This window comes from Streptomyces formicae (assembly GCF_002556545.1).
Taxonomy (GTDB): domain Bacteria; phylum Actinomycetota; class Actinomycetes; order Streptomycetales; family Streptomycetaceae; genus Streptomyces; species Streptomyces formicae_A.
Genome location: NZ_CP022685.1, coordinates 8,957,844 through 8,981,387, shown reverse-complemented (window position 1 = coordinate 8,981,387; position 23,544 = coordinate 8,957,844). Strand labels below are relative to the sequence as shown.

At 71.7% G+C, this 23,544-nt stretch carries 21 protein-coding genes and 1 riboswitch; of the genes, 10 read left to right on the top strand and 11 right to left on the bottom strand.

From position 1 onward, the window contains the following. Positions 1-69: 69 nt before the first annotated feature. The 4 genes from cydC to KY5_RS38635 form a co-directional block, all read right to left on the bottom strand. Entirely contained in the window at positions 70-1,782 is a 1,713-nt protein-coding gene (gene cydC / locus KY5_RS38650; RefSeq protein WP_098246568.1) for a thiol reductant ABC exporter subunit CydC, read from the bottom strand. Further along, positions 1,779-3,629, bottom strand: coding sequence for a thiol reductant ABC exporter subunit CydD (cydD, locus tag KY5_RS38645; protein WP_098246567.1), 1,851 nt, complete (start codon positions 3,627-3,629; stop codon positions 1,779-1,781). Before cydD ends, cydC begins: the two co-directional genes overlap by 4 nt. Before the next feature lie 31 nt (positions 3,630-3,660). Continuing rightward, a complete protein-coding gene (gene cydB, locus KY5_RS38640) occupies positions 3,661-4,677 on the bottom strand; it encodes a cytochrome d ubiquinol oxidase subunit II (protein WP_098246566.1) in 1,017 nt (338 codons plus the stop codon). A 66-nt stretch (positions 4,678-4,743) separates the two neighbouring features. Beyond that, on the bottom strand, positions 4,744-6,015 hold the full coding sequence (locus KY5_RS38635; RefSeq protein WP_098246565.1) for a cytochrome ubiquinol oxidase subunit I: 1,272 nt from the start codon (positions 6,013-6,015) through the stop codon (positions 4,744-4,746). Between the two features lie 237 nt (positions 6,016-6,252). Between KY5_RS38635 and KY5_RS38630 the strand changes: the two genes are divergently transcribed. The 3 genes from KY5_RS38630 (at position 6,253) to KY5_RS38620 (ending at position 9,081) form a co-directional block, all read left to right on the top strand. Continuing rightward, positions 6,253-7,182 (top strand): LysR family transcriptional regulator, encoded by a 930-nt coding sequence (locus KY5_RS38630; protein ID WP_098246564.1) that lies wholly within the window; start codon positions 6,253-6,255, stop codon positions 7,180-7,182. A 295-nt stretch (positions 7,183-7,477) separates the two neighbouring features. Then, the gene (locus tag KY5_RS38625; protein WP_098246563.1) at positions 7,478-7,801 is read left to right on the top strand and encodes a 2Fe-2S iron-sulfur cluster-binding protein; all 324 of its coding nucleotides are present in this window, start codon (positions 7,478-7,480) and stop codon (positions 7,799-7,801) included. Further along, on the top strand, positions 7,801-9,081 hold the full coding sequence (locus tag KY5_RS38620) for an NAD(P)/FAD-dependent oxidoreductase (RefSeq protein ID WP_098246562.1): 1,281 nt from the start codon (positions 7,801-7,803) through the stop codon (positions 9,079-9,081). Before KY5_RS38625 ends, KY5_RS38620 begins: the two co-directional genes overlap by 1 nt. A 26-nt stretch (positions 9,082-9,107) precedes the next feature. Here the strand turns inward: KY5_RS38620 and KY5_RS38615 are convergent, their stop codons facing one another. From KY5_RS38615 to KY5_RS38595, 5 genes are all read right to left on the bottom strand, one after another. Further along, entirely contained in the window at positions 9,108-9,749 is a 642-nt protein-coding gene (locus tag KY5_RS38615; protein ID WP_098247768.1) for a formylglycine-generating enzyme family protein, read from the bottom strand. Between the two features lie 50 nt (positions 9,750-9,799). After that, a complete protein-coding gene (locus KY5_RS38610) occupies positions 9,800-11,596 on the bottom strand; it encodes a carbamoyltransferase (protein WP_098246561.1) in 1,797 nt (598 codons plus the stop codon). An 86-nt stretch (positions 11,597-11,682) separates the two neighbouring features. Beyond that, positions 11,683-13,230, bottom strand: a complete 1,548-nt coding sequence (locus KY5_RS38605) for a carboxylesterase/lipase family protein (RefSeq protein ID WP_098247767.1) — start codon at positions 13,228-13,230, stop codon at positions 11,683-11,685. A 145-nt stretch (positions 13,231-13,375) separates the two neighbouring features. After that, the gene (locus KY5_RS38600; RefSeq protein WP_098246560.1) at positions 13,376-14,152 is read right to left on the bottom strand and encodes a class I SAM-dependent methyltransferase; all 777 of its coding nucleotides are present in this window, start codon (positions 14,150-14,152) and stop codon (positions 13,376-13,378) included. Between the two features lie 192 nt (positions 14,153-14,344). Further along, a complete protein-coding gene (locus KY5_RS38595) occupies positions 14,345-15,691 on the bottom strand; it encodes an LCP family protein (RefSeq protein ID WP_418952892.1) in 1,347 nt (448 codons plus the stop codon). 304 nt (positions 15,692-15,995) lie between these two features. On the opposite strand from KY5_RS38595, the gene KY5_RS38590 reads away from it, so the two are divergent. After that, entirely contained in the window at positions 15,996-16,445 is a 450-nt protein-coding gene (locus KY5_RS38590) for a DUF4190 domain-containing protein (RefSeq protein ID WP_098246559.1), read from the top strand. Between the two features lie 23 nt (positions 16,446-16,468). Here KY5_RS38590 and KY5_RS38585 read toward each other — a convergent pair whose 3' ends face one another. Then, a complete protein-coding gene (locus KY5_RS38585; RefSeq protein ID WP_098246558.1) occupies positions 16,469-16,858 on the bottom strand; it encodes a VOC family protein in 390 nt (129 codons plus the stop codon). Between the two features lie 147 nt (positions 16,859-17,005). Here KY5_RS38585 and KY5_RS38580 point away from each other — a divergent pair, with 147 nt between their 5' ends. Further along, positions 17,006-17,893, top strand: coding sequence for a LysR family transcriptional regulator (locus tag KY5_RS38580; protein WP_098246557.1), 888 nt, complete (start codon positions 17,006-17,008; stop codon positions 17,891-17,893). A 161-nt stretch (positions 17,894-18,054) separates the two neighbouring features. Continuing rightward, positions 18,055-19,959: a CYTH domain-containing protein gene (locus KY5_RS38575; RefSeq protein WP_098246556.1), complete on the top strand. Its 1,905-nt coding sequence runs from the start codon at positions 18,055-18,057 to the stop codon at positions 19,957-19,959. A 32-nt stretch (positions 19,960-19,991) separates the two neighbouring features. Here KY5_RS38575 and KY5_RS38570 read toward each other — a convergent pair whose 3' ends face one another. Beyond that, positions 19,992-20,513: a methyltransferase family protein gene (locus KY5_RS38570; RefSeq protein WP_098246555.1), complete on the bottom strand. Its 522-nt coding sequence runs from the start codon at positions 20,511-20,513 to the stop codon at positions 19,992-19,994. Positions 20,514-20,597: 84 nt separating this feature from the next. Beyond that, positions 20,598-20,782, top strand: a riboswitch (cobalamin riboswitch). A gap of 29 nt (positions 20,783-20,811) precedes the next feature. On the opposite strand from KY5_RS38570, the gene KY5_RS38565 reads away from it, so the two are divergent. From KY5_RS38565 to KY5_RS38550, 4 genes are read left to right on the top strand one after another with little or no spacing between them, the layout of a single operon-like run. Beyond that, positions 20,812-21,546, top strand: coding sequence for an energy-coupling factor ABC transporter permease (locus KY5_RS38565; protein WP_098246554.1), 735 nt, complete (start codon positions 20,812-20,814; stop codon positions 21,544-21,546). After that, positions 21,546-21,899 (top strand): energy-coupling factor ABC transporter substrate-binding protein, encoded by a 354-nt coding sequence (locus KY5_RS38560; RefSeq protein WP_098246553.1) that lies wholly within the window; start codon positions 21,546-21,548, stop codon positions 21,897-21,899. Before KY5_RS38565 ends, KY5_RS38560 begins: the two co-directional genes overlap by 1 nt. A gap of 6 nt (positions 21,900-21,905) precedes the next feature. Beyond that, the gene (gene cbiQ, locus KY5_RS38555; protein ID WP_098246552.1) at positions 21,906-22,655 is read left to right on the top strand and encodes a cobalt ECF transporter T component CbiQ; all 750 of its coding nucleotides are present in this window, start codon (positions 21,906-21,908) and stop codon (positions 22,653-22,655) included. Beyond that, on the top strand, positions 22,652-23,536 hold the full coding sequence (locus KY5_RS38550) for an energy-coupling factor ABC transporter ATP-binding protein (RefSeq protein WP_098246551.1): 885 nt from the start codon (positions 22,652-22,654) through the stop codon (positions 23,534-23,536). Before cbiQ ends, KY5_RS38550 begins: the two co-directional genes overlap by 4 nt. Positions 23,537-23,544 lie beyond the last annotated feature (8 nt).

Genomic DNA, 23,544 nt, shown 5'->3' with positions numbered 1-23,544 from the left:
CGCCGGCGGATCAGGTACCGGTCACCGGTACCGGTACCTGATCCGGGCCGTGGAGGAGGCGCGTGCCGGTCAGTGGCCGACGCGGTCGAGCGTCACGACCTCGTCGGCCCCGGCGAGGCCCGCGCGTTCATGGGTGACCAGGAGGGTGGTGCGGCCCCGGGTCGCGTCGAGGATGTCGGCGAGCACGTCGGCCGCCGTGTCGGGGTCGAGTCCCTCGGTGGGTTCGTCCAGGACGAGGACGGGCGGGTCCGCGAGCAACGCGCGGGCCAGGAGCAGGCGTCGCCGCTGGCCGCCCGACATCGTGGCGCCGTCCCCGCCGACGAGCGTGTCCCAGCCGTCGGGCAGCGCCTCGATCCACTCCAGGATCCTGGCCCTGCGCGCCGCCTCGCGCAGCTCCGCCTCGCTCGCGCCGGGGCGGGCGAGGAGGAGGTTGGCGCGGAGGGTGGCGTGGAAGACGTGTGCGTCCTGGGTCATGCCGGTGATCAGGCCGCGCACGTCCGTGCCCGCGCAGTCGCGCAGCTCGCGCCCTGCGACGCGGATGCTTCCCGCCTCGTACGGGACGAACCGCATGAGCGCCGCGACCAGCGTCGACTTCCCCGAGCCACTGGCGCCGACGAGTATGACCCTGCGCCCCGGCGGCAGCCGCAGGCTCACGCCGTCCAGGGCCGGGGGCGCGTCGGGGTGGTGGCGGACCCGGAGGCCGGTGATGTCCACGCCGACCAGGCCCTCGGTGGGCAGCGGTGCCGGGTCCGAGGGTTCGGCGACTGGGGGCGGCGTGTCGAACACGTCGGCCAACCGGCTCGCGGACGCCCGCACTTCGGCCAGTCGGCGCGCGGCGGCGGGCAGGGGCACGAGGGCCTCGAAGGCGACCAGGGCAAGGACCGCGAGGACGGTGAGGCGTACGGCGGGCAGCACGCCGTCCGCGTGGGCGCGCAGCGCGAGCCAGGTGACACCGGCCGTCGCGGCGGCCTGGCACAGCAGCACCACGGCGGACGCGAGTGACGTGGCCAGGGCGCCCCGGCGCTCCAGCGCGGCGATGCGGGATGCGGCGCGGCGGGCCCGGTCGTGGGTTCGGTCCCTGGCGCCGTACGCGGCGAGGTCCGCCGCTCCCTCCGTCAAGTCGTCCGTGAGTGAAGCGAGTTCGGCCCGCACTCCCTTCTCCGTACGTCCCGTGCGACGGGACAGCGCGAGCACCAGCGCGGGCACCAGGAGCCCGGCGGCGACGAGGAGCAGCCCGAGCAGCACGCCCGCCTGCGGCAGGAGCGCCAGGGCGGTGCCGGTGGCGGCCGCGGCGACCGCGCAGGCGGCCGCCACCGGGATCAGGACCCGCAGGAGCAGGTCCTGGGCGGCGTCGACGTCGTCGACGAGCCGGGTCAGGAGGTCACCGCTGCGGAAGGCGGGAGTGCCCGCGGGGGCGAGCGGCACGAGCCCCTCGTACACCCGGGTGCGGAAGCCAGCGACGGCCCGGAGCACCCCGTCGTGACCGAGGAGCCTGTCGGTGTAGCGGAGCGCTCCGCGCCCGAGGGCCAGGGCGCGCACGGCGACGATCGCGAGGCTCACCGAGGCGAGCGGGGGCTGTTCGGCGGCGCGGGTGATCAGCCAGGAGGCGGTGGCCATGAGCGCGGCTCCCGCCAGGTCGCTGCCCGCCGCGGCGAGCGCGGCGGGCAGCAGCCTGCGCCAGTACGGGAGGAGGTGGCGCAGGAGGCGGAGGGTGGGGTGCCGCGGAGTGTGCGACCGGGTCGAGAGCGGCGACGTGGGAGCGACTGCCGTGCGGGACGTCATGAGGTCACCAGGCTTTCCGCGGGCGCCGGTCCGGGGGCGGTGGCGGGGTCGGGGTCGGGGTCAGGATCGAGCGCGCGTTCTGGGTCGCGTGTGCGTTCGAGGTCGGGTGCGAGTTCGGGGTCGAGCGCGGGTACGGGGCCGAGCGCGGATTCGACCGCAGGGCCCGTTGGCGCCAGGCCGCCCTCCCGTACCGTGACGACCCTGTCCGCGTGTGGCAGCAGACTCGTCCGGTGGGCGACCACGATCGACGTCCGGCCGCGCATCAGGTCGACGGTGGCGCGCGTCACGGCGGCCTCGCTCTCGGGGTCGAGGTGAGCGGTCGGCTCGTCCAGGAGCAACACGGGCGCGTCCTTGAGGAACGCGCGGGCCAGGGCGATCCGTTGGCGCTGGCCCGCCGACAGCCCGGCACCGTGTTCACCGAGGACCGTGTCGTACGCGAGAGGCAGCTCCGCCACGAAGCGGTCGGCGCAGGCGGCGCGGGCGGCCCGACGCACCTCGGCGTCGCTCGCGCCGGGCCGTCCGAGGCGGATGTTGTCGGCGACCGAGATCGCGAACAGGTGCGGGCGCTGCGGCACCCAGGCCACGTGGGCGCGCCAGGCGTCGAGGTCGAGCTCCGCGAGGCCGGTGCCGCCGACGGTGACCCTGCCACGGGCGGGGCTCGCGAAGCCGAGGAGCAGGGCGAGGAGGGTGGACTTGCCCGCGCCGCTGGGGCCGACCAGGGCCACGTGTTCGCCGGGGGCGACGGAGAGGGAGACGCGGTGGAGGGCGGGCTCGGCGCGGCCGGGGTACTGGACCGTGACGCCGTCCAGGCACAGCGTCGCCGTACGGGGGTCGGGGACCGGCAGGTCGGTGGCCTGGCCGCCCGGGGCACCGGGCCCGCGCCGCCCCTCCTGCTCCTCCTCCCCCTCGTCGAGGATCGCGAAGACCCGTTCGGCCACCGCGACGCCCTCCGCGCTGTCGTGGAAAGCCGCACCCGCGGCGCGCAGCGGCAGATACGCCTCGGGAGCGAGGAACAGGACGACCAGCGCCGTACGGAGATCTACGTCGCCGTGCAGCAGCCGCAGCCCGACCGGCACGGCGACCAGTGCGACGGAGAGGGTCGCGACCGTCTCCAGGACGAAGGAGGAGAGGAACGCCACGCGCAGCGTCCGCATGGTGGCCCGTCGGTGGGCGTCGGCCATTTCGCCCACCACCCGGCTCTGGTGCAGCTCGCGGCCGAACGCGCGCAGGGTCGGCAGTCCGGCCACCACGTCGAGGAAGTGGCCGCCGAGCCGGGCGAGCAACTGCCACTGCCGTGCGGTGCGTCGGGCCGTGTGCATGCCGACCAGCGCGCCGAAGACGGGAATCAGCGGCAGCGTCACAACGATGATCAGCGCCGAGGTCCAGTCGGTCCACAGCAGCCAGCCGACGACGGTGAGGGGCACCACCGCGGTGGCCGCCATCGTGGGCAGATAGCCGACGACGTACGGATCGACGGCGTCGACGCCACGCGTCAGCAGCGTCACCGTCTCCCCGTGGCGGCGTGCCGCGAGGCGCTGGGGCCCGGTGCGCCGGAGCCGGTCGGTGACCTTGTCGCGGAGCGTGCGCTTGGTCTCGGCCGCGGCGCGCTGCGCGAGTCCGCCGCGGGCCCAGGCGAGGAGCGCGCGCAGCGCCATGACGGCACCGAGTGCGGCGAGCGGACCGGTCCGTGGCGGCTGCCCCGCGAAGCCGTCGGCGAGCACGGTCGCGAGCAGCACCGCTTGGGCGACGACGAGTCCGCCGCCGACCAGGGCGAGCACCGTGGAGTACGTCATGTGGCGCCTCAGCACGGGGAGTTCGCGCATCAGGCGGCGTTCGGCGGGCTTCATCCCGGGCCCCTCTCGTCGCGTGCCGTGGCTGTCAGAAGTAGCTGGGGTGACGTCGGCCCGTCCGCCCCCGGAAGGCCCACCAGCTCCAGGACTGGTACGCGAGGATCACCGGGACCACCAGGACCCCGAACACGCTCAGGATCTTCAGCGTGGCGTCGTCCGTGACGGCGTCGTCGATGGTCAGGCCGGTGCCCGCCGAGCTGGTCAGGACGTAGGGGTAGTGACCCGCGCCCACGAGCAGCACGGGCAGCGCGGTGGCGCAGCAGGTGGCCGCGAACGCCCGGATGCGGTGTCCGCGCGAGAAGGACCACCAGGCTCCGGCGAGCGCCGCCACGAAAAGGGCGGCGACGACCGCCGAGGTGGCGCGGTTCGTCATCGAGGCGCCCGCGCCGAAGAGCGTCAGGAGCAGCGCGAGCGAGCCCACGGCGGCGACGCCGGTCAACAGGCTCAGCGCCACGTGGCGTGCCTTCTCGGCGAGTTCGGGCGTCGAGCGCAGCGCGACGAAGCCCGCGCCGTGCGCCGCGAAGAGCAGTGCGGTGCTCACCCCGCAGGCCAGCACGAACGGTGAGGACACCGCGTCGAAGCCGATGTGGAAGCTCCCGTCGGGCCGCCGCGGCACACCGTGCAGGAGCAGTCCGACGATGAGCCCCCAGCACAGTGCGGGCAGCGCGCCGCCGACCACGATCAGGGCGTCCCACCACCGTCGGCCACCGGCGGTGCGCGAGCGGCCGCGCAGTTGGACGGCGGCGTTGCCGAGGACCAGGCCGACGAGGATCGCCACGATCAGCGGGTACAGACCGGACAGGAGCGTGCCTTCCAGGTGCGGGAAGGCGCCGAACAGGACGCCGGTGAAGGCGACGAGCCAGACCTCGTTGCCCAGGAAGAACGGCGCGATGGCGTCGAGGGCGGCGTTCCTGTCGGGGCGGGTCTCCCGGTCGTCGCCGAGGTAGGGATGCAGCATCTGCACGCCGTAGTCGTATCCGCCGAGCACGAAGTACCCGGCGAGGAGCAGGCCCAGGAGGGCCAGCCAGAGGGTCTCCAGACTCATCTCGTTCAACTTTCCGTGACACGTGACGGGGGGAGTTCATCCGCGCGGGCATGGGCCCGCGGCGGTTCAGAAGGCCGGGAGCGGCTGCTTCTCGCCGTCGGGGAGCGGTTCGGTGGCGCCGAGCTGGGTCGCCTCGGGGCCGCGGCGGGCGAAGCGTGTGATCAAGGTCCAGTTCGTCACGGCCAGCGCGAGGAAGATGGCGATGAACACGGCGCAGGACACCGCGAACGCGGCCGTGCCGACCTGGGAGAGCGCGTCTTCCACCGTCAACTCGCCGTAGACGAGCCAGGGTTGGCGCCCGACCTCACGCACGACCCAGCCGCCCGCGGACGCGACGAAGGGGAACGGGATCGTCGCCACCAGGACCCAGGAGGCCCAGCGCCAGCGCATCAGCCGGTCCTTCCACAGCAGGACGAGAGCGATGAACGTGATGGTGGAGACCGTGTTGCCGATGATCGTCATGACGTCCATCGAGATCCGGACGGTGTCCTGCCAGGGCACGTAGTCGCCCGGGCCGTGTTCCGCGACCAGCCGCGCCTGTAGCTCGGCGACGCCGCTGTTCTCCAGGACCGCGTGCTTCATCGGCTGGGTCCGCTCGATCACGGGCCGCTGCATCTCGCCGACGATGACGACGAAGAAGGAAGCGATCGTGGACACCCAGAGCCCCAGACGCAGGGATCCCCGGAACAGCTCGGTCTCCTCGGTGCCCTTCAGGAAGTGCCAGGCGCTGATCCCGGCGATGAAGACACCGCCCGTCGTCAGCGCGGCGAGCGCGATGTGGAAGAGCGCGACCAGAGCGCTGGAGTTGGTGAGCAGCGCGCCGAAGTCGGTCAAGTAGGCGGCTCCGTCGCGCACTTCGTAGCCGACGGGGTGCTGCATGAAGCCGTTGGCGACCATGATCCAGTACCCGGAGGCGTACGCGGTCAGGGCCACCAGCCAGATGAGCGTGACGTGCACGCCTCGGCGCAGACGGCCCCAGCCGAAGATCCACATGCCGAGGAAGGTGGACTCGGCGAAGAAGGCGATGAGGGTTTCGAGTGCCAGAGGCGCGCCGAAGACGTTGCCCGCGAACTTGCTCAGGCCGCTCCAGCTCAGGCCGAACTGGAACTCCATGACGAGGCCGGTGACGATGCCGACCGCGTAGTTGATGACGTAGAGCTGACCCCAGAAGCGGGTCATGCGCTCCCGGACAGCTCTCTTGGCGGGATCACGGGTGAACGCGGCCCTGGTGTGCATGATCGCCACCAGGGGGACGAGCCCCATGGTGAGGATCACGAACAGCCAGTGGATGCCGGTCGTGGCCGCGAACTGGAGTCGGGCCAGATCCGCAGCGCTCATGGTGCGACCTTCCTGGGAATCGGGGGCGGAGGGGGCGGAGGTCGGGGTCAAAAGTCGGAAGTCGGAAGTCGGAAGTCGGACGAGGCTGCCGCTTCGCGTGTGCAGGTGATGGGCTCGGCCGCTACCCCTCACCTGTGCGGTGGCCTCGACGACGACCGTAGAGAGAACCGCTGATGCATTTCCAAGACCGGTTCAGCCATGTGAAGATGCCCCGGAAGGCATAAGTGAAGGTGGACCGTGGATCTTCTGCAGTTGCGCTACTTCCAGGCAGTGGCCCGTTACGAGCACATCAGCCGTGCCGCCGAGGAGCTGCGCGTCGCCCAGCCGTCGCTGAGCCGCACCATCGCGCGCCTGGAGGCCGATCTCGGCACCCCGCTCTTCGACCGGCAGGGCCGCCGCATCCGGCTCAACCAGTACGGCACGATCTTCCTGCGTCACGTCGAGCGCGCCCTGAGCGAACTCGACGACGGCCGAAGGGCCCTGGCCGACGCCCGCGACACGGGTCTCGGCCGCGTCAGCGTCGCCTCCGAGACCCTCCTGACGGTCAGCCCTCTGCTCGGCAGCTTCCGGGCCACCTACCCCCGGGCCGACGTGCGCCTCTACCAGTCGAACGCCGAGGAGATGGACCGTCAACTGCGCGCGGGCGAGGTCGACTTCTGCGTGGCGTCACAGCCGCTGAACGGCGCGAACCTGGACTCGATCGAGCTCGCCCGCGAGGAGGTGCTGCTCGCGGTGCCGTACGGGCACTGGCTCGACGGGCGGGAGAGCGTGACGATCCGCGAGATCGCCGACGAGCCGTTCGTCAGTACGCGGCGGGGACACTGGCAACGAGCGCTCCTCGACCGGCTGTTCGAAGCCGAGAGGCTCACACCGCTGCTCTCCTGCGAGGGCAACGAACCGGCTGCCAGCCAGAACATGATCAGCGCGGGCCTCGGCATCGGTCTGATCCCGGCGATCTCCCGCCAGGCCGGGACCGAGACACGTGTGCCGGTCGCCTGGGTGCACGTCGACGCGCCCGACTGCAGCCGGGTCCTCAGCCTGGTGTGGAACCGCGACACCTATCTGTCCGAAGCGGCCGTGAAGCTAAGGGAGTTCATCACCAGCAGGCCGCTGATGACACACCGCCTGCCCGTCCCCCGCCACGAAGGCGCCCCGCATCCGGCCTGACACCCAGGACCCGTGAGCACTCGCCGGACCCGTGCTGGCGCGCGGGAAACTCTTTTGGTACGTTCCAACGCGCTGCCACAGCTCCGGTCCAGGACGTCGCGTGTCCCGACGGCCGGTGCGCGGCCGCGAGTCGGCAGGGGTGTCGCGTCCCCCGCAAGCCGTCCACCATCGGCCACCGGCCACTCGTTCCCACGCTCCACACCACCATCTGCCCGGCCGTCCCCGCCCCGGTGCGCCCTGCCGCCCTTCCCGGGCCCCGCGCGCCGCCGCCCGGACGCCGTCGAGGAGTTCCCTCATGCCCAAAATCACCTACGTGTCCGTCGACGAGACCGCGCGGACCATCGAAGTGCCCGTCGGCACGAGCGTCATGCGCGGCGCCGTCTTCAACGACGTCGACGGCATCGTCGCCCAGTGCGGCGGCAACGCGCAGTGCGCCACCTGCCACGTCTACGTGGACGAGGCGAGCGCCGACCGACTGGACGCCGCCCGGCCCGACGAGGACCACATGCTCGACTTCACCGCGTCGCCGCGCCGGGACACCAGCCGCCTGAGCTGCCAGCTCACGGTGACCGAGGACCTGGACGGCCTGATCGTCCACCTCCCGGAACGGCAGAACTGATGGCACCCGGCACGCCGCCCGCGTCCGTCGTCATCGTCGGCGCGGGACAGGGCGGCTTCCAGACCGCGGCGTCGCTTCGCGAGTACGGCCACACGGGGCGCATCACCCTCATCAGCGCCGAGGACGCCCTCCCCTACGAACGCCCGCCCCTGTCCAAGGCGTTCCTCAAGGACGACACCTACCTGGAGGGCGGCGCCCCGTTGTGGCTGCGGCCCGCCACCTACTACGTGCGCCAGGACATCGACCTGGTCGCGGGCACCGTGACAGCCCTCGACCGGGCCGCGCGCACGGTCCGACTCGCCGACGGCTCCGCGTACGCGTACGACCATCTCGTGCTGGCCACCGGGGCGCGGCCGCGCACCCTCGGCGTGCCGGGCTCCGGGCTGCGCGGCGTGCACACCTTGCGCACCGCGCGGGATGCCGCCGCGCTGCGGCAGTCGCTCGGCGCCGCACGGCGCGCGGTCGTGGTGGGCGCGGGGTTCATCGGGCTCGAATTCGCCTCGGTGGCACGGGAATCGGGGTGCGAGGTGACGGTCGTCGAGGCGTGCGACCGGCCGCTCGCGCGGGCCGCGTCCGCCCGCACCGCCGCGTACTTCGCCCGGCTGCACCGCGACGCGGGCACCCGGTTGCTGTGCGGCCACGGGGTCGCGGCGGTGCACGGCAACGGCCGCGGGGGCGTGTCGGAGGTGGAGCTCACCGACGGCCGACCGCTCCCCGCCGACCTGGTCCTGACCGGCGTCGGCGTCACCCCGAACACCGAACTGGCCGCCGCCGCGGGGCTCGTGGTGGACGGCGGCATCGCCGTGGACTCCCGGCTCCTGACCGACGATCCGCGCATCTCGGCCGTCGGGGACTGCGCGGCGTTCCCTCAGGTGCGTTCCGGGAACCGGCTGCGGCTCGAATCGGTGCAGAACGCCGTCGGCCACGCCCGGCTCGTCGCCGAGCGGCTGACCGGGGCGCCGTCGTCCCGCACGTACGACGAACTGCCCTGGTTCTGGAGCGATCAGTTCTCGACGACCTTGCGGATCGCGGGAGTTGACGAGCGGCACGACGCCGAGGTGGTGCTCGGCGAGGGCCCCGACGCGTTCTCGGTACTCCTCTTCGACGGGGACGAGCTGAGCGCGGTCGAGTCGGTCAACCGCACCGGCGACCACCTGGCGGCCCGCCGACTCCTCTCCGAGCGCGTGCCGTTGGGACCTGGCGAGGCGTCCGCTCCGGGATTCACCCTCAAAAAGCACCTCGCGGCTCGACGGAGAGGAGCGGCCGTGCCCTTCGACTGAGTGCCCTTCGACTGAGTGCCCTCAGGTCATGCGCCGGAGCGGGCGAGCCGGAAACCCACGTCGTCGACCTGGAAGGTGGGGTGGCTGCGGCGGCGTACGGAGGCGCGGCAGCTCCACTGCTCGTCGAACCATCCACCGCCGCGCAGCACCCGGTACGAGCCGTAGACCTCGGCGTCGTAAACGTCCCAGCACCACTCCCAGACGTTGCCGAGCATGTCGTGCAGGCCCCACGGGTTGGGCAGCCTGCCGCCCACGGCGTGGGCCCGCTCCCCCGAGGTGTCGCGGTACCAGGCGATCTCGTCGAGCGGGCCGTAGCGCGGTCCGCTCGTACCTGCCCGGCAGGCGTGCTCCCACTCGGCCTCCGTGGGCAGCCGGTAGCCGTCGGCGGAGACGTCCCAGGTGACGCCCTCGCCTTCGGTGCCGATGCGGTAGGCGGGCCCGAAACCGTCGCGCAGCGACAACGCGTTGCAGAAGCGGACGGCGTCCCACCAGGAGACGCTCTCCACCGGCCGCTCCGCGTGGTCCGGCACCGGGACGCCGCCGACCTCTGCGTACAGGGCCCGGGTGACCGGGAACGTACCGAGTCGACAAGGCTCCACGTCGACCGTCCAGCTGCGTCGGGTACGCCGGTCGGACAGTGTGACCTGTCCGCCTGGCACCGCCGTCATCACCGTGGCCGTCACCGCGGTCGTCTCTCTCGGCGCGCTGTTTTCCATGATCAAGCGATCGTACCCGCGCCCCCTCGCTTGGTGACCACGTACCGGTCGATGACCAGGTGGTCGATCTCGGTCGCGAGGAAGCAGTCCAGCGCGTCCCTCGGTGAGCAGACGATGGGCTCGCCCGCCACGTTGAAGGAGGTGTTGAGGAGGCAGGGCACGTCCGTCAGGGCCGTGAAGGCGCCGAGCAGCGCGGCGAGTTCGGGGTTCTGGCGCGCGTCGACCGTCTGGACGCGCGCCGTGCCGTCGACGTGGCAGGCACCGGGGATGCGCTCCTGGTACTCCTTGCGCACCGGGAAGACGAACGTCATGTACGGGGACGAGGTCTTCTTGCCCATCTCGAAGACGCGCGGGGCCTCGGACTCCAGGACGACGGGCGCGAACGGGCGGAACGGCTCCCGGTGTTTGACCCGGAGGTTGATGATGTCCTTGATGTCGGGGAAGGCCGGGTTGGCGAGGATGCTGCGGCTGCCCAGGGCGCGCGGCCCGAACTCGGCGCGGCCCTGGAACCAGCCCACGACGTTCTTCTCCGCGAGCAGTTCCGCCGTCCGCTCGGCGACGGCCGCGGCGTCGGGCTCCCGCTGCCACTCGACGCGGTCGGCGTACGCCTCCAGGGCGTCGAGGATGCGGCCTTCGTCGTACGAGGGCCCGAGGTAGGGGGTGGTGACGGCGTCGGCGGGGCGGTTCCTGAGGCCCGCCGCGTACACCGCGGCGCCGATGGCGACGCCCGGGTCGCTGGCACCGAAGCTCACCTCCATGTCGGTGAACGACGACCTCTCCAGCATCTTCGTATTGGCCACGCAGTTGAGCGCGAGGCCGCCCTCGAAGAGCAAGGTGTCCAGGCCCGAGGCCGCACTCAGCGCCCGCAGCTGATGGGCGGTGACGGCCTCGACCATGTGCTGGGCCAGCCCCGCGACCTTGACGCGGAAGTCGAACTCCTCGCGCTTCTCGCTGTCGCCGCCGAAGATGCCGTCGAACAGGGCGCAGTACTCCTGGACGTCCGGGGGCACGGAGATCGTGTACGAGCCGTCCTCGTGCAGCCGCACGACGCGTTCGAGCAACGGGTTGTGCTGGGGCGGCGGGCCGTACGCGGCGAGGCCCATCACCTTGTACTCGTCGTTGTTCGGCACGAAGCCCAGGTAGCGGGTGATCCTGCCGTAGGCCACACCGAGCGAGCTCGCCATGTCGACGGTGCCCTCGTCGAAGCGCGTGACGACGCCGTCGCGCAGCTCGCCCATGACGGCCGACAGGGTCTCCGCCCGGCCGTCGCTCACCAGGAACGCGGCGTCGCCCCCGCCCGCCAGGTAGGCGCCGCACATCAGATGGGCCAGGTGGTGGGGAACCAGGGCGAGTTTGTTGGGGTCCAGCGGATGGCCCGTGCGCCGCACGAAGTCGCTGTACACGGCGTCCCTGCTGAGCATGCCGGTGTACAGCTCGCCGGTGCGTCGCAGGGAGTCGAACTTCGCCTCGACCGGCAGTTCGGCGTCGCATATCTTCGCGATCATCTCCTCGGCCACGGTCGGCGAGAAGCGCCACGGGAAGGCGAAGACGTCCACCTGGTCGAGGTCGACACCGGCGGAGTCCAGGCACCAGCGGATCGCCTGTGCCGGGAAGTCGGAGGTCTTCTTGATCCGGCTGAGCCGCTCCTCCTCGACTGCGGCGACCACCTCGCCGTCGATCACCAGGGCCGCCGCCGCGTCGTGCCCCACCAGGAGGTTGCGGCCGACACCGGTCGCCCCGTAGAGCCGTCCGAAGAGCTCCGCGCCCCTGGTGAACCCGTTGTAACCGAGCACGATCACTGGCCCTCAGCCTCCCAAGCACGACGGTCGCGGCGGAAGAGCACGCTACTGGGCGCCGGTACGGCAGGGATAGGTGTGACGCGTGGTCAGCATGTGATCAGTGGCAGCGCGTCGAAGCCGTGTTCCTGCCACAGCAGCCGCGATGCCTCCTCCGCGTAGGAGGTGACGGCCGGGTGGGTGTCGAAGAGGCGGGTCAGGTGCCGGGTGGTGTCGTACGGGGGCCACCCCGGGTCGCCGTGGGCGGCGAACGTCGTCCACGCGTCGCGGAAGCGCGCCGAGAGTTCCTCCGCCGCCGGGGATGCCTCGCCGAGCAGTGCGGTGGTCTGGCCGTGGGCCAGGTTGCCGAAGACGAGCGGTACGTCGAGGCCGTGGCAGGCGCCGAAGATGCCGTCCATGCCCGGTGCGGGCCAGGTCAGTTCGAACAGGTGGGCGCGGCCGCCGCCCTCGGTCTGGGCCCGCGCGAGATGGAGGGAGGGCATGCGGAACAGCCAGTCGGAGTTGACCAGTTCGTACAGCTCCTGCGGGCCCGCGGCCGGAAACGCCGCGCGGTAGCGTCGCGCACCCTCCGGCCCCGGCGCCAGGGCATCGAGGGCGCCCGCCGCCCGCTCCTCGGTCACCTCGCCGAGCAGGCCCTCCACGACGGTGAACAGCCGCTGCTCGTCGCGCGTGTGGCCGACGATCAGCGCGACGTCCCGGCCCGCACCGGCGGCCAGGGCCTGCCACGGCGTGGCGGGCAGGACGTCGCCGTCGACGACGGGGGCGAACGGGATCGTCCGGTACGCCGGTCGGCCCCAACGGCCCACCCACTGGCCGAGCTTGGCGGTGAGCGCGTCCCCCGCCGCGGCGAGCGTCGCCGGGTCCACGGCCGACAGGTCGCCGGTCGTGGGCCGGAGCCCCAGCTCGGACGCGCAGGCGGTGGCGATGTCCGCGGCGAGCTCCGGCGTGAAGAACGTGCCCGGCACGCTCTGGGCGACGGCCCCGCGGAAGAGCCCGCCCCCGTGCCCCATCGCGAGCAGCGCGGCGATCGAACCGCCGCCCGCCGACTGCCCGAAGACCGTGACCCGGTCCGGGTCCCCGCCGAAGGCGCGGATGTGGTCACGGACCCACTCCAGCGCGGTGACCTGATCGAGCAGGCCGCGGTTGTCCGGTGCTCCTTCGATACGGGCGAAACCCTCGATGCCCACGCGGTAGTTGAAGGTCACCACGACGACGCCGCCCTCGCGCGCCAGGCGGCCGCCGTCGTACTCGGGCAGGCCCGACATGCCGATCACGTACGCGCCGCCCTGGATCCACACGAGGACGGGCAGCCCCGCGCCGGGAGCCGCGTCGGGCGACCAGACGTTGACCGTCAGCCAGTCGTCGCCCGCCGACGCCCGCGCGAGCGCGTCCATCCCGAACACCCCTGCCTGCGGCGGAGGCGGCCCGAACGCGACCGCGTCGCGCGTGCCTCCCCCTCCGCGCACCGCCCTCGGTACGGCGAACCGCAGTGCGCCGACCGGCGGTTCGGCGTACGGGATCCCCCTGAAGACGGCCACGCCGCCCTCGCTGCTGCCGCGCAGCGCTCCGCCCGCGGTGCGGACCACCGGATCGGGCGGGGAGGGGGAAGGCTGCCGCTGCGGAGCGGTACCGGGCATCACGGCTCCCTCTCGGAAGAAGGCCATCGATCGGTCCTGGACTCGGTGCTCCCTCCAGTGCACCGGAAAGTCCGGGCGCGGGCGACCGATTAATCCTGGGCCGCGCCGGGTCGGCCGAGGCCCTCGCGCTCCGGCTGGTGCCCGGTCAGCGGGTGGCGCGCAGGAGGACGAGTGATCCGTCGTAGGTCGGCCGACTCCGCAGGTGGCCGAAGGCGTCGTCCCAGGCGCCCGACCCCAGGGCGCGGCGCAGCGAGGTGTCGAAGTCCTGGCGTGCGCGGTCGTCGACGAAGCTCCAGGCCGAGCAGGCCTGGCGGGCCGCGGGGTCCAGGAGGAGTTCGGGACGTCCGTAGTACGCCTCGTTGAAGCCGTCGGTGCAGTCCAGCGGGATGGGGACGGGCTCGACCGTGGTGGTGCCGCCGAGCGCGGCGGTGAGCAGGCGCAGGGGCGGGTAGCGGCGGGCCTCGGTCTCCAGGACGTCCGGGGCGTACTCGTAGAGCCAGAAGTCGCGCACGCGCGCGGGGTCGCAGGTCAGCACGGCGACGGGGCCGCGCGTGACCCGTCGCATCTCGCGCAGCCCGGCCGCGGCGTCGGACCACTGGTGGACGCTGAAGAGGGTCATCGACGCGTCGAACTCCCCGTCGGCGAAGGGGAGGTCCTCGGCGACGGCGTCGATCGCGGTGGCGAGCCTGGCCGGGCGCATGGCCCGCATGGCCAGGGACGGCTCGACCGCGGTGATCGCGTGCGCCTCGGTCTCGTAGGACCCGGTGCCCGCGCCGACGTTGAGGACGGCGCGGGCGTCGCCGAGCGCCCGGGCGATGACGTGGGCGATGCGCTCGTCCGGGCGGCGGTAGGACGCGTAGCCGGGGCCGAGGGAGCCGTAGTCGACGTCGCCGGCGCTGCCGTCGTGAGTGCGCATGACCATGGGAGACCTCGCCTTGTGGGTCTGCCGGGGCGTCGCCATCCGCGCCCCGAACAACGTCTCTCATCTTGCATCTGCCACGGTAAATCTCATAGGTGCCTGGCTGATGCTTGGCTGATCAGCCAATGAGTGCGGCATGTGCGTCGTCACGTTTGGAGGTTGTGTCGGCGGATTCCGCCCCGCCGCCGGGCGCGGTCACCGCAAGCCCTCGAACTCCTTGCCGACCGTGAGCGTCACGACGCCGGGCGCGGCGCCGGCGGAGTCCGCGGTCCGCGCGGTGGCGCGGACCCCGGGCAGGCGCGAGGCGAGCACCTCGGCCCGGCTCTTGGCGCCCTCGGGGTAGTCGATCGTGGTGGTACGCGAATCGGCGGGCGCGTTGTCGGTGGATTCGACCTTGAAGCCCGCGTCGCGGAGCTGCTCGGCGACCTCGGCCGCGCGGCCATCCTTGCCGGTGCCGTTGAGGACGCGGACGCTCACCGTCGAGGCGTAGACCGGCTCCTTCGCGGACTTCTCCAACTGCTTCTTCCTGTCCTTCCCGACCTCCTTGTCCCTGGCCAGGGAGGTGAACAGGTCGGCGGCCTGCGGGAACTGCCACATCACGTTCGCCTTGTCGGTGGGCACGTCGGCCTCGCGCGGGTAGTTCGGCACGGTGAGGAAGGTCAGCCGGTCCTCGGGGATGCCCTTGAGCTCGGAGGCGAGGCCGTAGAGCGGCTTGATCCCGGCCAGGGGCTTGTCCGTGGTGAGGGACTTGGTGGCGGACTGCAGGAAGTCGTAGAGGGACTTGGGGCTGGTCAGCTTGGACTGGGCCTTGGAGGCCAGCGCGTCCATGAACTCCTGCTGGCGGCCGATGCGTCCGAGGTCCGAGCCGTCGCCGACGCTGTAGCGGGTGCGTACGTAGCCGAGTGCCTTCTCGTCCTTCACCGTCTGGCAGCCCGCCTCCATGTCGAGGTGCGCCTTCTTGTCGTGGATCGCCTGCTCGGGGCAGACCTCGATGCCCCCGAGGGCATTGACCATGCCCTTGAAGCCCTGGAAGTCGACGGACATGAAGTGGTCCATGCGCAGGCCCGTGCGGGCCTCGACCGTCTTTATGGTGCAGGCCGCCGCGCTCTCGACGTCGCCGGTGCTCCCGCCGATCGAGAACGCCTCGTTGATCTTGAAGTGATGTGCGGCGGCCTTGCTTCCGTTGCCCTTGTCGCAGGTGGGGATCTGCACCCAGGAGTCGCGCGGGAAGGAGACGACGGTCGCCCACTTACGGTCGGCGGGGATGTGCACGACCATCAGCGTGTCCGACTGCATGGTCGTCAGGTTCTTGCCGTACTTGGAGTTGGCGCCGTCGCGGCTGTCCGAGCCGACGACGAGGATGTTCTTCGAGCCCGGACTGAGGTTCTCGGGGCGGTCACCGCCCAGCTTGCTGTCGACGTCCGCCGCGTGGATGTTGTTGTCGAGGTCCGTGTATATCCACGCGCCGATCCCGGCCACCGCGAGGATCAGTACCGAGAACGAGGCCGCGACCCAGAGCAGGATCCGCCCCCGCTTCGTCAGCCGGGTGGACCCGGCTTTCGGACCGCCCCGCGAGCCACCCCTCGCACGGCGCTGCGGAGCACCCCTCGAACCGCCCCGGCCCTGACCACGCCTGCGTGCGCCCGTCCCACCCACCCGCGAACCTCCAGATCTCACCCGTCACACAACTGTCGCACGGCATCACAGAACACCCGATCGAGTCGAATGCGGGAACTCTACAGTCATGTAGAAGTAAGTGATCCGGAGCCGCGTAGCATCCCTCTTCGGCGAAAATCACCAGGGGCAAGCTGTGGGCAACTTACCTGGGCATTCTGAAGGAGCGGCAGTGAACGGTGCGTCAGCGCACACGCGAGACGGACAGAAGCGGGCCAACCAGGCACCGCACGAAGGGACTCGGGGCGCCGGTACGCGGGACGCCGGGGCTCAGGACGCCTCGCCCCAGGACACCGAGCGGACCCTGGCGGGCCGCAACCGCACGGCCAAGGTCAGCGGCTTCTTCGCCCTCGGCGGCGTCGCCTTCCTCGGCAACTTCGCCACGGGCATCGCCTGGATCAACCCCGGCGTCTTCATCACCCTGGCCGCCCTCTCCGCGCTCATCGCCATCCCCACGGGCCACGTCGCCCGCTTCCGGGGCCGACGCCTCGCGGGCGAGGGCCGCGGACTCGCCCTCGCGAGCATCCTCACCGGCTGGCTGGTGCTGCTCGTCTGCGCGCTGGCGATCCTGGCCTTCGTCGGGCTCATCGCCGGACTCGCGATCCTGTCGGACGGCTCCTGACCGGGCCTCAACTCGCCGCCGGCTCAGCCCTCCGCCGGGTACCAGCGCAGCTCCACGGTGTTGTGGTCGGGGTCCTGTACGTAGAGGGAGACCGCGGTGCCCCGGGCGCCGAAGCGCTCCCCGGGGCCGTCCAGGACCGTGAAGACACCGGAGTCGATGACCTCCTGCCAGTCGAGCGGCTCGACGACGAGGCAGATGTGGTCGACGTTGGAGCCCTGCTTCTCCCCGTCGGGGCCCACGACGAGGTCGATGATGGTCGTCGGGCTGACCCGCACGGACGGGAAGGGGACCTTGCCGTCGCGCCACTCCGCCACGCGCACCGGCTCCAGGCCGAGCGGTCCGGTGTAGAAGGCGAGCGAGCGCTCGATGTCGGCGACGTTCAGGACGAGGTGGTCGAAGGCGATGACGCGCATGGGGTGTCTCCACGAAGTAGGTCGTAGGGGGCGGTGGTGCCGCTGGCTTCGCCGTCGGCCCGCTGTTGAGTTCAGCATCTCCGAGCAGGCATCCATCGGTCCAACACATGTTTGTCATCGAGATCGATCGTGATTCACGATGGCCCCATGGATCTCCAGCAGATGCGCTACGTCGTCGCCGTGGCCGAGACCGGCGGCTTCACCAGGGCCGCCGAGCGTTGCCATGTCGTCCAGTCCGCGCTCAGCCACCAAGTGGCCCGCCTGGAGAAGGAGCTCGGTGCCCGGCTGTTCGAGCGGACCAGCCGCCGGGTGCGGCTCACCGCCGCGGGAGAGGCGTTCCTGCCCGCCGCCCGCCAGGCCCTGGAGGCCGCCGAGCGGGCCCGCGCGGAGGTCGCCGCCGCCTCCGGCCAGATACGCGGCAGGCTGACCATCGGGGCGATCCCCACCGTGGCGGCCGTCGACCTCCCGGCGGTGCTCCGGGACTTCCGCGCGCGCTATCCCCACGTCCGGATCAGCCTGCGGGCCGGGGCCAGCGAACGGCTCGTCGAGCAGGTGCGGGACGGCGCCCTGGACGCGGCGTTCCTCGGCGTGCCGCCCGGGTTCCGGCTCCAGGGCGTCCGCGACCGGGAACTCGCCCACGGCCGCCACGTCGCCGTGGTCGCCCCCGACCACCCGCTGGCCGACCGCGAGGAGGTGGACCTCGGCACGCTCGCCGACGAGTTGTTCGTGGACTTCGCCGACGGCAGCGCGGCGCGCGCCCAGTCGGACGCGGCGTTCGCGGCGGCGGGCCTGCGCCGCGAGGTCGCCTTCGAGGTGTCCGGCGTGGAACTCATGGCCAGAATGGTCCGCAACGGCCTCGGCATCGCCCTGCTGCCCGGCCTGTTCGCCCCCGAACTCCACGGTCTGCGGGCCGTCCCCCTCACCAACGGCCCCGTGCGGGTCGAGCGCCTGATCTGGAGCCGCCTCGCCCCGTCTCCCGCTGCCGCCGCGTTCCTCACCTTGCTCGGCATGGACACCGACCCCGTCACCGCATGACGGGCGGCGCACGACCGGCGGCGCACGACCGGTGTCCCTGAGTGCACCAACTCGCCTACCATTCAGCTGCTTTGGTACGCAATAGCTGTTCCCGGCCGCGCCGGTCAGGGGCTACATTGCTGCTCCTCAACACTTGCTCCTCACACGCACAAGGGGCGCGCATGGCTGTCGAGGTAGAGGTCAGGTTCGAGGTCCAGCCGGACCAGCTCGAGCAACTCCGACAGGACCTCGCGCAGCGGTCCCGGTTCGGCGGGTACGAGGTCCGCCGTGGTCGGAGCAGGGTCCAGCTGGACACCTACTTCGACGTGCAGGGTCAGCTCGCCGCCCGTCAGTGGTCGTTGCGCGTACGCGAGAAGGGCGACTCGCTCCGGGTGACCTTCAAGCGCCCGCGTCCCGGCGAAGGCCCCACCGAGCGCGAGGAGATCGAGAACCCCGGTGACGGCTCCCTGGTCGACGTGATGAACCAGATCGCCGCCATCCTCGTGTCCGAGAACATCGGCGTCACGGTCGGAACGAACATCGAGTACGCGGTCCACAGCGCCGGCGCCGCTGCCACCCTCCAGGCCATGGGGCTGGATCACCAGTATCCGGTGGAGACCACGCGCGAGCTCTGGATCGTGAGCGGCGAGGGCGCCGACATCGCCGAACTGTGCCTGGACGAGACCAAGTACCGCGGCAAGGAGGGCCCCGCCACCCCCGAGTGCCGGATCGAGCTCGAACTGCTCGACCGGACCAGGCGCGCCGACCTCGCCGAGATGAAGCGTGTGGTGGCGGTCACCTACGGGGCGCGTGAGGTGTTCCAGTCGAAGTTCGAGCGAGCGGTCATCCACGCCGACATGAACGGCTCCGTGGAGAAGGCGGAGCTGAAGCTCCAGTTCGGGAACGACCACCAGTACGTCGCCTTGCTCCGCGAGCTGGAGCACAACGAACAGTTCGTCGACGGGTATCGGTTCCAGCGCGCCGCGAACCGCCTGATCTCGGACATGTACTACGACACCAAGGGATACGACCTCTTCCGGCGCGGGGCCTACATCAGGATCCGGCGAGAACAGGGCCGCCGACAACTGACCTTTCGCCGCCTGAAGGAGCGAGGGGACCCGAAGGGCTTCATGTCCAAACAGGAGGAGTCCTCCATCCGTGAAGGTGACGAGATCCGCGTCAAGTGGGACGACATCTGCCAGCTGATGGCCGCCCGGTACCAACATGTCTCCGAAGCACCGGCCCCGGCCTCGTTCGACGACCTCCCCGACGCGCTGGCGCGGATGGGGCTCCGGCCGAGCCTTGAAGTGCAGGTGAACCGCAAGGCGTGGCTGGTCCGCAGGTCCTCGACCTCGCACGTGCCGCATCTCACGGGGGAAGACCGCCCCATCGTCAAACTCAAGCTCGACGAGATCACCTACCGTCCCCCCGGGCGCAGCCGCACCGCCACGCGCCGGGAGTGCGAGGTCACCGGGGTGGAGGACGAGGCCGACTCGCCTCAGCGGTACCAGACCGATCAGTACCTGGCGTTCCTGCTCCTCTTCTCGTCGAAGTGCAGTGAGTTCACCCGTGGCGAAGTGAAGAAGCTCACCAGCGCGAAGTACTTCGAGGGAGTCGTGGACCTGGGGCTCCGCGAGCAGCCGCCCTGGTACAGGACGCGCACCAGCACCGTGATCGACGAGCCGACCGGGGGCACCCGACGCATACCGGCCCGCGTGCCCTCCGGGGGCATCTCCTGGGAGTACTTCCGGTTCACCGGGTCCCTGGCCATGCTGATCGGCGGGCTCCTGGCCATGAGCATGGGCGGCGACGAAGGACTGCTGGCCGGGGGGTCGTCCCAAATCCCCGCCGTGCTCCTCCAGACGCTCGGATTCATCAGCCTCTGCGCAGGCTGGCGTGCCTTGACAAGACACGCCGAACGGGGCCGTTCCCGCCGCAACAGCGGCATCGCCGTGGGGCTCTCCGCACTCGCCGCGATCGCCGTCACGCTCCCGTGGACCGGACGGGACTTCACCGCGAACATGACCGGATACCTCGGCTTGGTCGCCCTCGCGTGGTCCTACAGGAAAACCAGCCATCAGAGCTGACGTGCAGGACCATCCCACCCGCGTACGAGGGCCTAGGCCCCGTCCGCCGGTCGCGCCGCCGCTTCGTACGCCCGGAGTCCGGGAATCCACGCCCGCACCCCGCGCCGGTACACCTCGTACTCCGATCCGAACTGCCGCCGCAGCGTGGGCTCTTCATAGGCGCGCACGAAGACGGCCATCACCGCCCACGCCACCAGGCCGTAACCGAGCAGCAGGGGCCGTGCGAGCACCAGGCCCTGGGCCAGGATGAGCGCGACGACCGCCACGTACATCGGGTTGCGTACGTAGCGGTAGGCGCCGGTGACCACCAGGTGTTCGGTGGGCGCCGGCGGAGCGGGCGTACCGAGGCCCTGCGCCACGAAGCGGCCGAAGGAGTGCACCAGGAGCGCCGCCGAGCCGATGACCACGGCCCAACCGAGCGCGCCCACCGACCAGTTCCAGGAGCCACCGGCCGACCAGCCGTCCGAGAGCCACCACGGCACCACGCCGGTCACCACCCCCGGTGCCACCACGAAGAAGACCACGCTGCCGACGGCTGCCGCACCCTGACGCATGACATCAGCATGCGAGACCCGGTGCTCCGCCGATAGGCCCGCGACGCGCCCCTTGCGCAGGTTGTCAGTTCGATCACTTGCGGACTACTGTCACGACGCCTTGGTGAACGGGAAATCCGGTGTGATGCCGGTGCGGCCCTCGCCACTGTGATCGGGAAGTCCGGCTCCAGCCCTCGCGGCAGCCACTGGGTGCGCAAGCACCCGGGAAGGCGGAGTCCGGTCGGTACGACCCGTCAGCCAGGAGACCGGCCAAGGCGCGTTGTCCATCCACGAGGTGCTGGAGAGGGTCTGCCGAGCCATGCACATTGCCGAGGGTTTCCTCCCACCGGCGCACGCGATCGCCTGGGGCGTAGCGTCCGCGCCGTTCGTCGTCCACGGAGTCCGTTCCCTGACCCGTGAAGTCAAGGAGCATCCGGAGAGCACCCTGCTCCTCGGTGCCTCCGGAGCCTTCACTTTCGTCCTTTCCGCCCTGAAGATCCCCTCGGTGACGGGCAGTTGCTCGCACCCGACGGGGACCGGGCTCGGCGCCATCCTGTTCCGGCCGCCGATCATGACGGTGCTCGGCACCATCACACTGCTGTTCCAGGCCCTGCTGCTCGCCCACGGCGGGCTCACCACGCTCGGGGCCAACGTCTTCTCGATGGCGATCGTCGGGCCGTGGGCCGGTTACGCCGTCTACCGGCTCCTCAAGCGGTACGACGTGCCGCTGATGGTCGCCGTGTTCTTCGGTGCCTTCGTCGCCGACCTCTCCACGTACTGCGTCACCAGTGTCCAGCTGGCCCTGGCCTTCCCCGACCCCAGCAGCGGGTTCCTCGGCGCGCTCGGCAAGTTCGGCGGCATCTTCGCCGTCACGCAGATCCCGCTGGCCGTCAGCGAGGGCCTGCTCACCGTCGTGGTGATGCGGCTGCTCGTGCAGTCCAGCAAGGGCGAGCTCACCCGGCTCGGGGTCCTGCTGCAACGCAAGGCCGGTGCTCAGAAGGCGTCCGGCACGGAGAAGACCGCGGTCACGACGGAGACGGGGGCCGGTGCCTGATGAACCGGAACACGAAGATCAATGTCCTGCTGCTCCTGATCGTCGCCGCGCTCGCGGTGCTGCCCCTGGCGCTCGGCCTGGGCGACGACAAGAAGGAGCCGTTCGCGGGCGCCGACGCGCAGGCCGAGTCGGCGATCACCGAGATCGAGCCGGACTACGAGCCCTGGTTCTCGCCCCTGTACGAGCCGCCCTCGGGGGAGGTCGAATCGGCGCTGTTCGCGCTGCAGGCGGCCCTCGGCGCGGGTGTGCTCGCGTACTACTTCGGGCTGCGCAGGGGACGCCGTCAGGGTGCCGAGCGCCTGCGTGCCCAGGACGACGCGGAGGGCGCGCGCCCCGAGACCGAAGAGGTCTGACCCGGCGTGCTGCCCATCGACGCGGCGGCGCACAGCAGTCGCTGGCGCCGCCGTCACCCCGTGGACAAGGCCGTGCTCGGGCTCGGCCTCACCGTGCTCGCCATCTCGCTGCCGCCCTGGCCAGGTGCCGTCCTCGTCCTCACCGCCGCGCTCACCGTGCTGCTCGGCCCGGCCGGTGTGCCGCCGCGCAAACTGTGGCGCGCCTACCGCGTGCCGCTCGGCTTCTGCGTCACCGGCGCCGTGACCCTGCTGATCCAGGTCGGCGGGCCCGACGGGTTCGTCACGCTCGCCGACGGCGGCCCCGCCCGCGCGGGCGGTCTGCTCCTGCGGACCTCGGCGGCCTCGCTCGGGGTGCTCCTGTTCGCGTTCACCACACCGATGTCGGACCTACTGCCCCGCCTGGTCAAGGCCGGGGTGCCCGCGCCGGTGGTCGATGTGGCGCTCGTGACGTACCGCATGAGCTTCCTGCTCCTGGACTCCATGGGCCGGATCCGACAAGCGCAGGCGGCCCGCCTGGGCCACACCACGCGGGCCGCCACCTGGCGCTCGCTCGGCGGCCTCGGCGCCACCGCCTTCGTGCGGGCCTTCGACCGTGCGGGCCGTCTCCAGGCCGGGCTCGCCGGGCGCGGCTACGACGGCACGCTGCGGGTGCTGGTGCCGGAGGCCCACGTCTCACGGCGCTTCGTGGCCGCGAGCGTGGCGCTGCTCGTGGCCCTGGTGGCACTCACCCTCGTACTGGAAAGGCTTCTCCCATGAGCGGGCCACGCGCTCCTCACACCTCCGGCGATTCCCTGGTCGCGCTGCGCGGCGTCTCCTACGCGTACGAGGAGGGCCCGACCGTCCTCAGCGGCCTCGACTTCGACGTCGTCGAGGGCCGCGCGCTCGCGCTGCTCGGCCGCAACGGCAGCGGCAAGACCACGCTCATGCGCCTGCTCAGCGGCGGACTGCGCCCGGCAGCGGGCGGCCTGACGCTCCAGGGCGACCCGGTGTCGTACGACCGCAAGGGTCTGACACGGCTGCGCACCACCGTCCAGTTGGTCGTGCAGGACCCCGACGACCAGCTCTTCGCCGCGTCGGTCGAACAGGACGTGTCCTTCGGCCCGTTGAACCTCGGCCTGCCCGACGCGGAGGTCCGCGCACGCGTGGCCGAGGCGCTCGCCGCGCTCGACATCACGGCCCTGGCGGACCGCCCCACCCACCTCCTCTCCTACGGCCAGCGCAAGCGCACCGCCATCGCGGGCGCCGTCGCGATGCGCCCCCGCGTGCTGATCCTCGACGAGCCGACCGCGGGCCTGGACCCCGACGGCCAGGAACGCCTCCTCGACACGCTGGGGCGCCTGCGCGACGCGGGAACGACGGTGGTGATGGCGACCCACGACGTGGACCTGGCACTGCGCTGGGCCGACGACGCCGCACTGCTCACCCCGTCGGGCGTGCGCACGGGCCCGGTCGCGCAGCAGCTCGCCCACCGGGAGCTCCTGTCCCGAGCCGGACTCCAGCTGCCGTGGGGCATCGCCGTCCGGGAACTGCTGCACGGTCAGGGCCTGTTGCCCGTCGGAGACGAAGGGCCGCGCACAGCGGCGGAGTTGGCGCGCCTGTTCACGCCGTCCGCCACACCCGGAGAGGGAGCCCCGTGAGGGCCTAC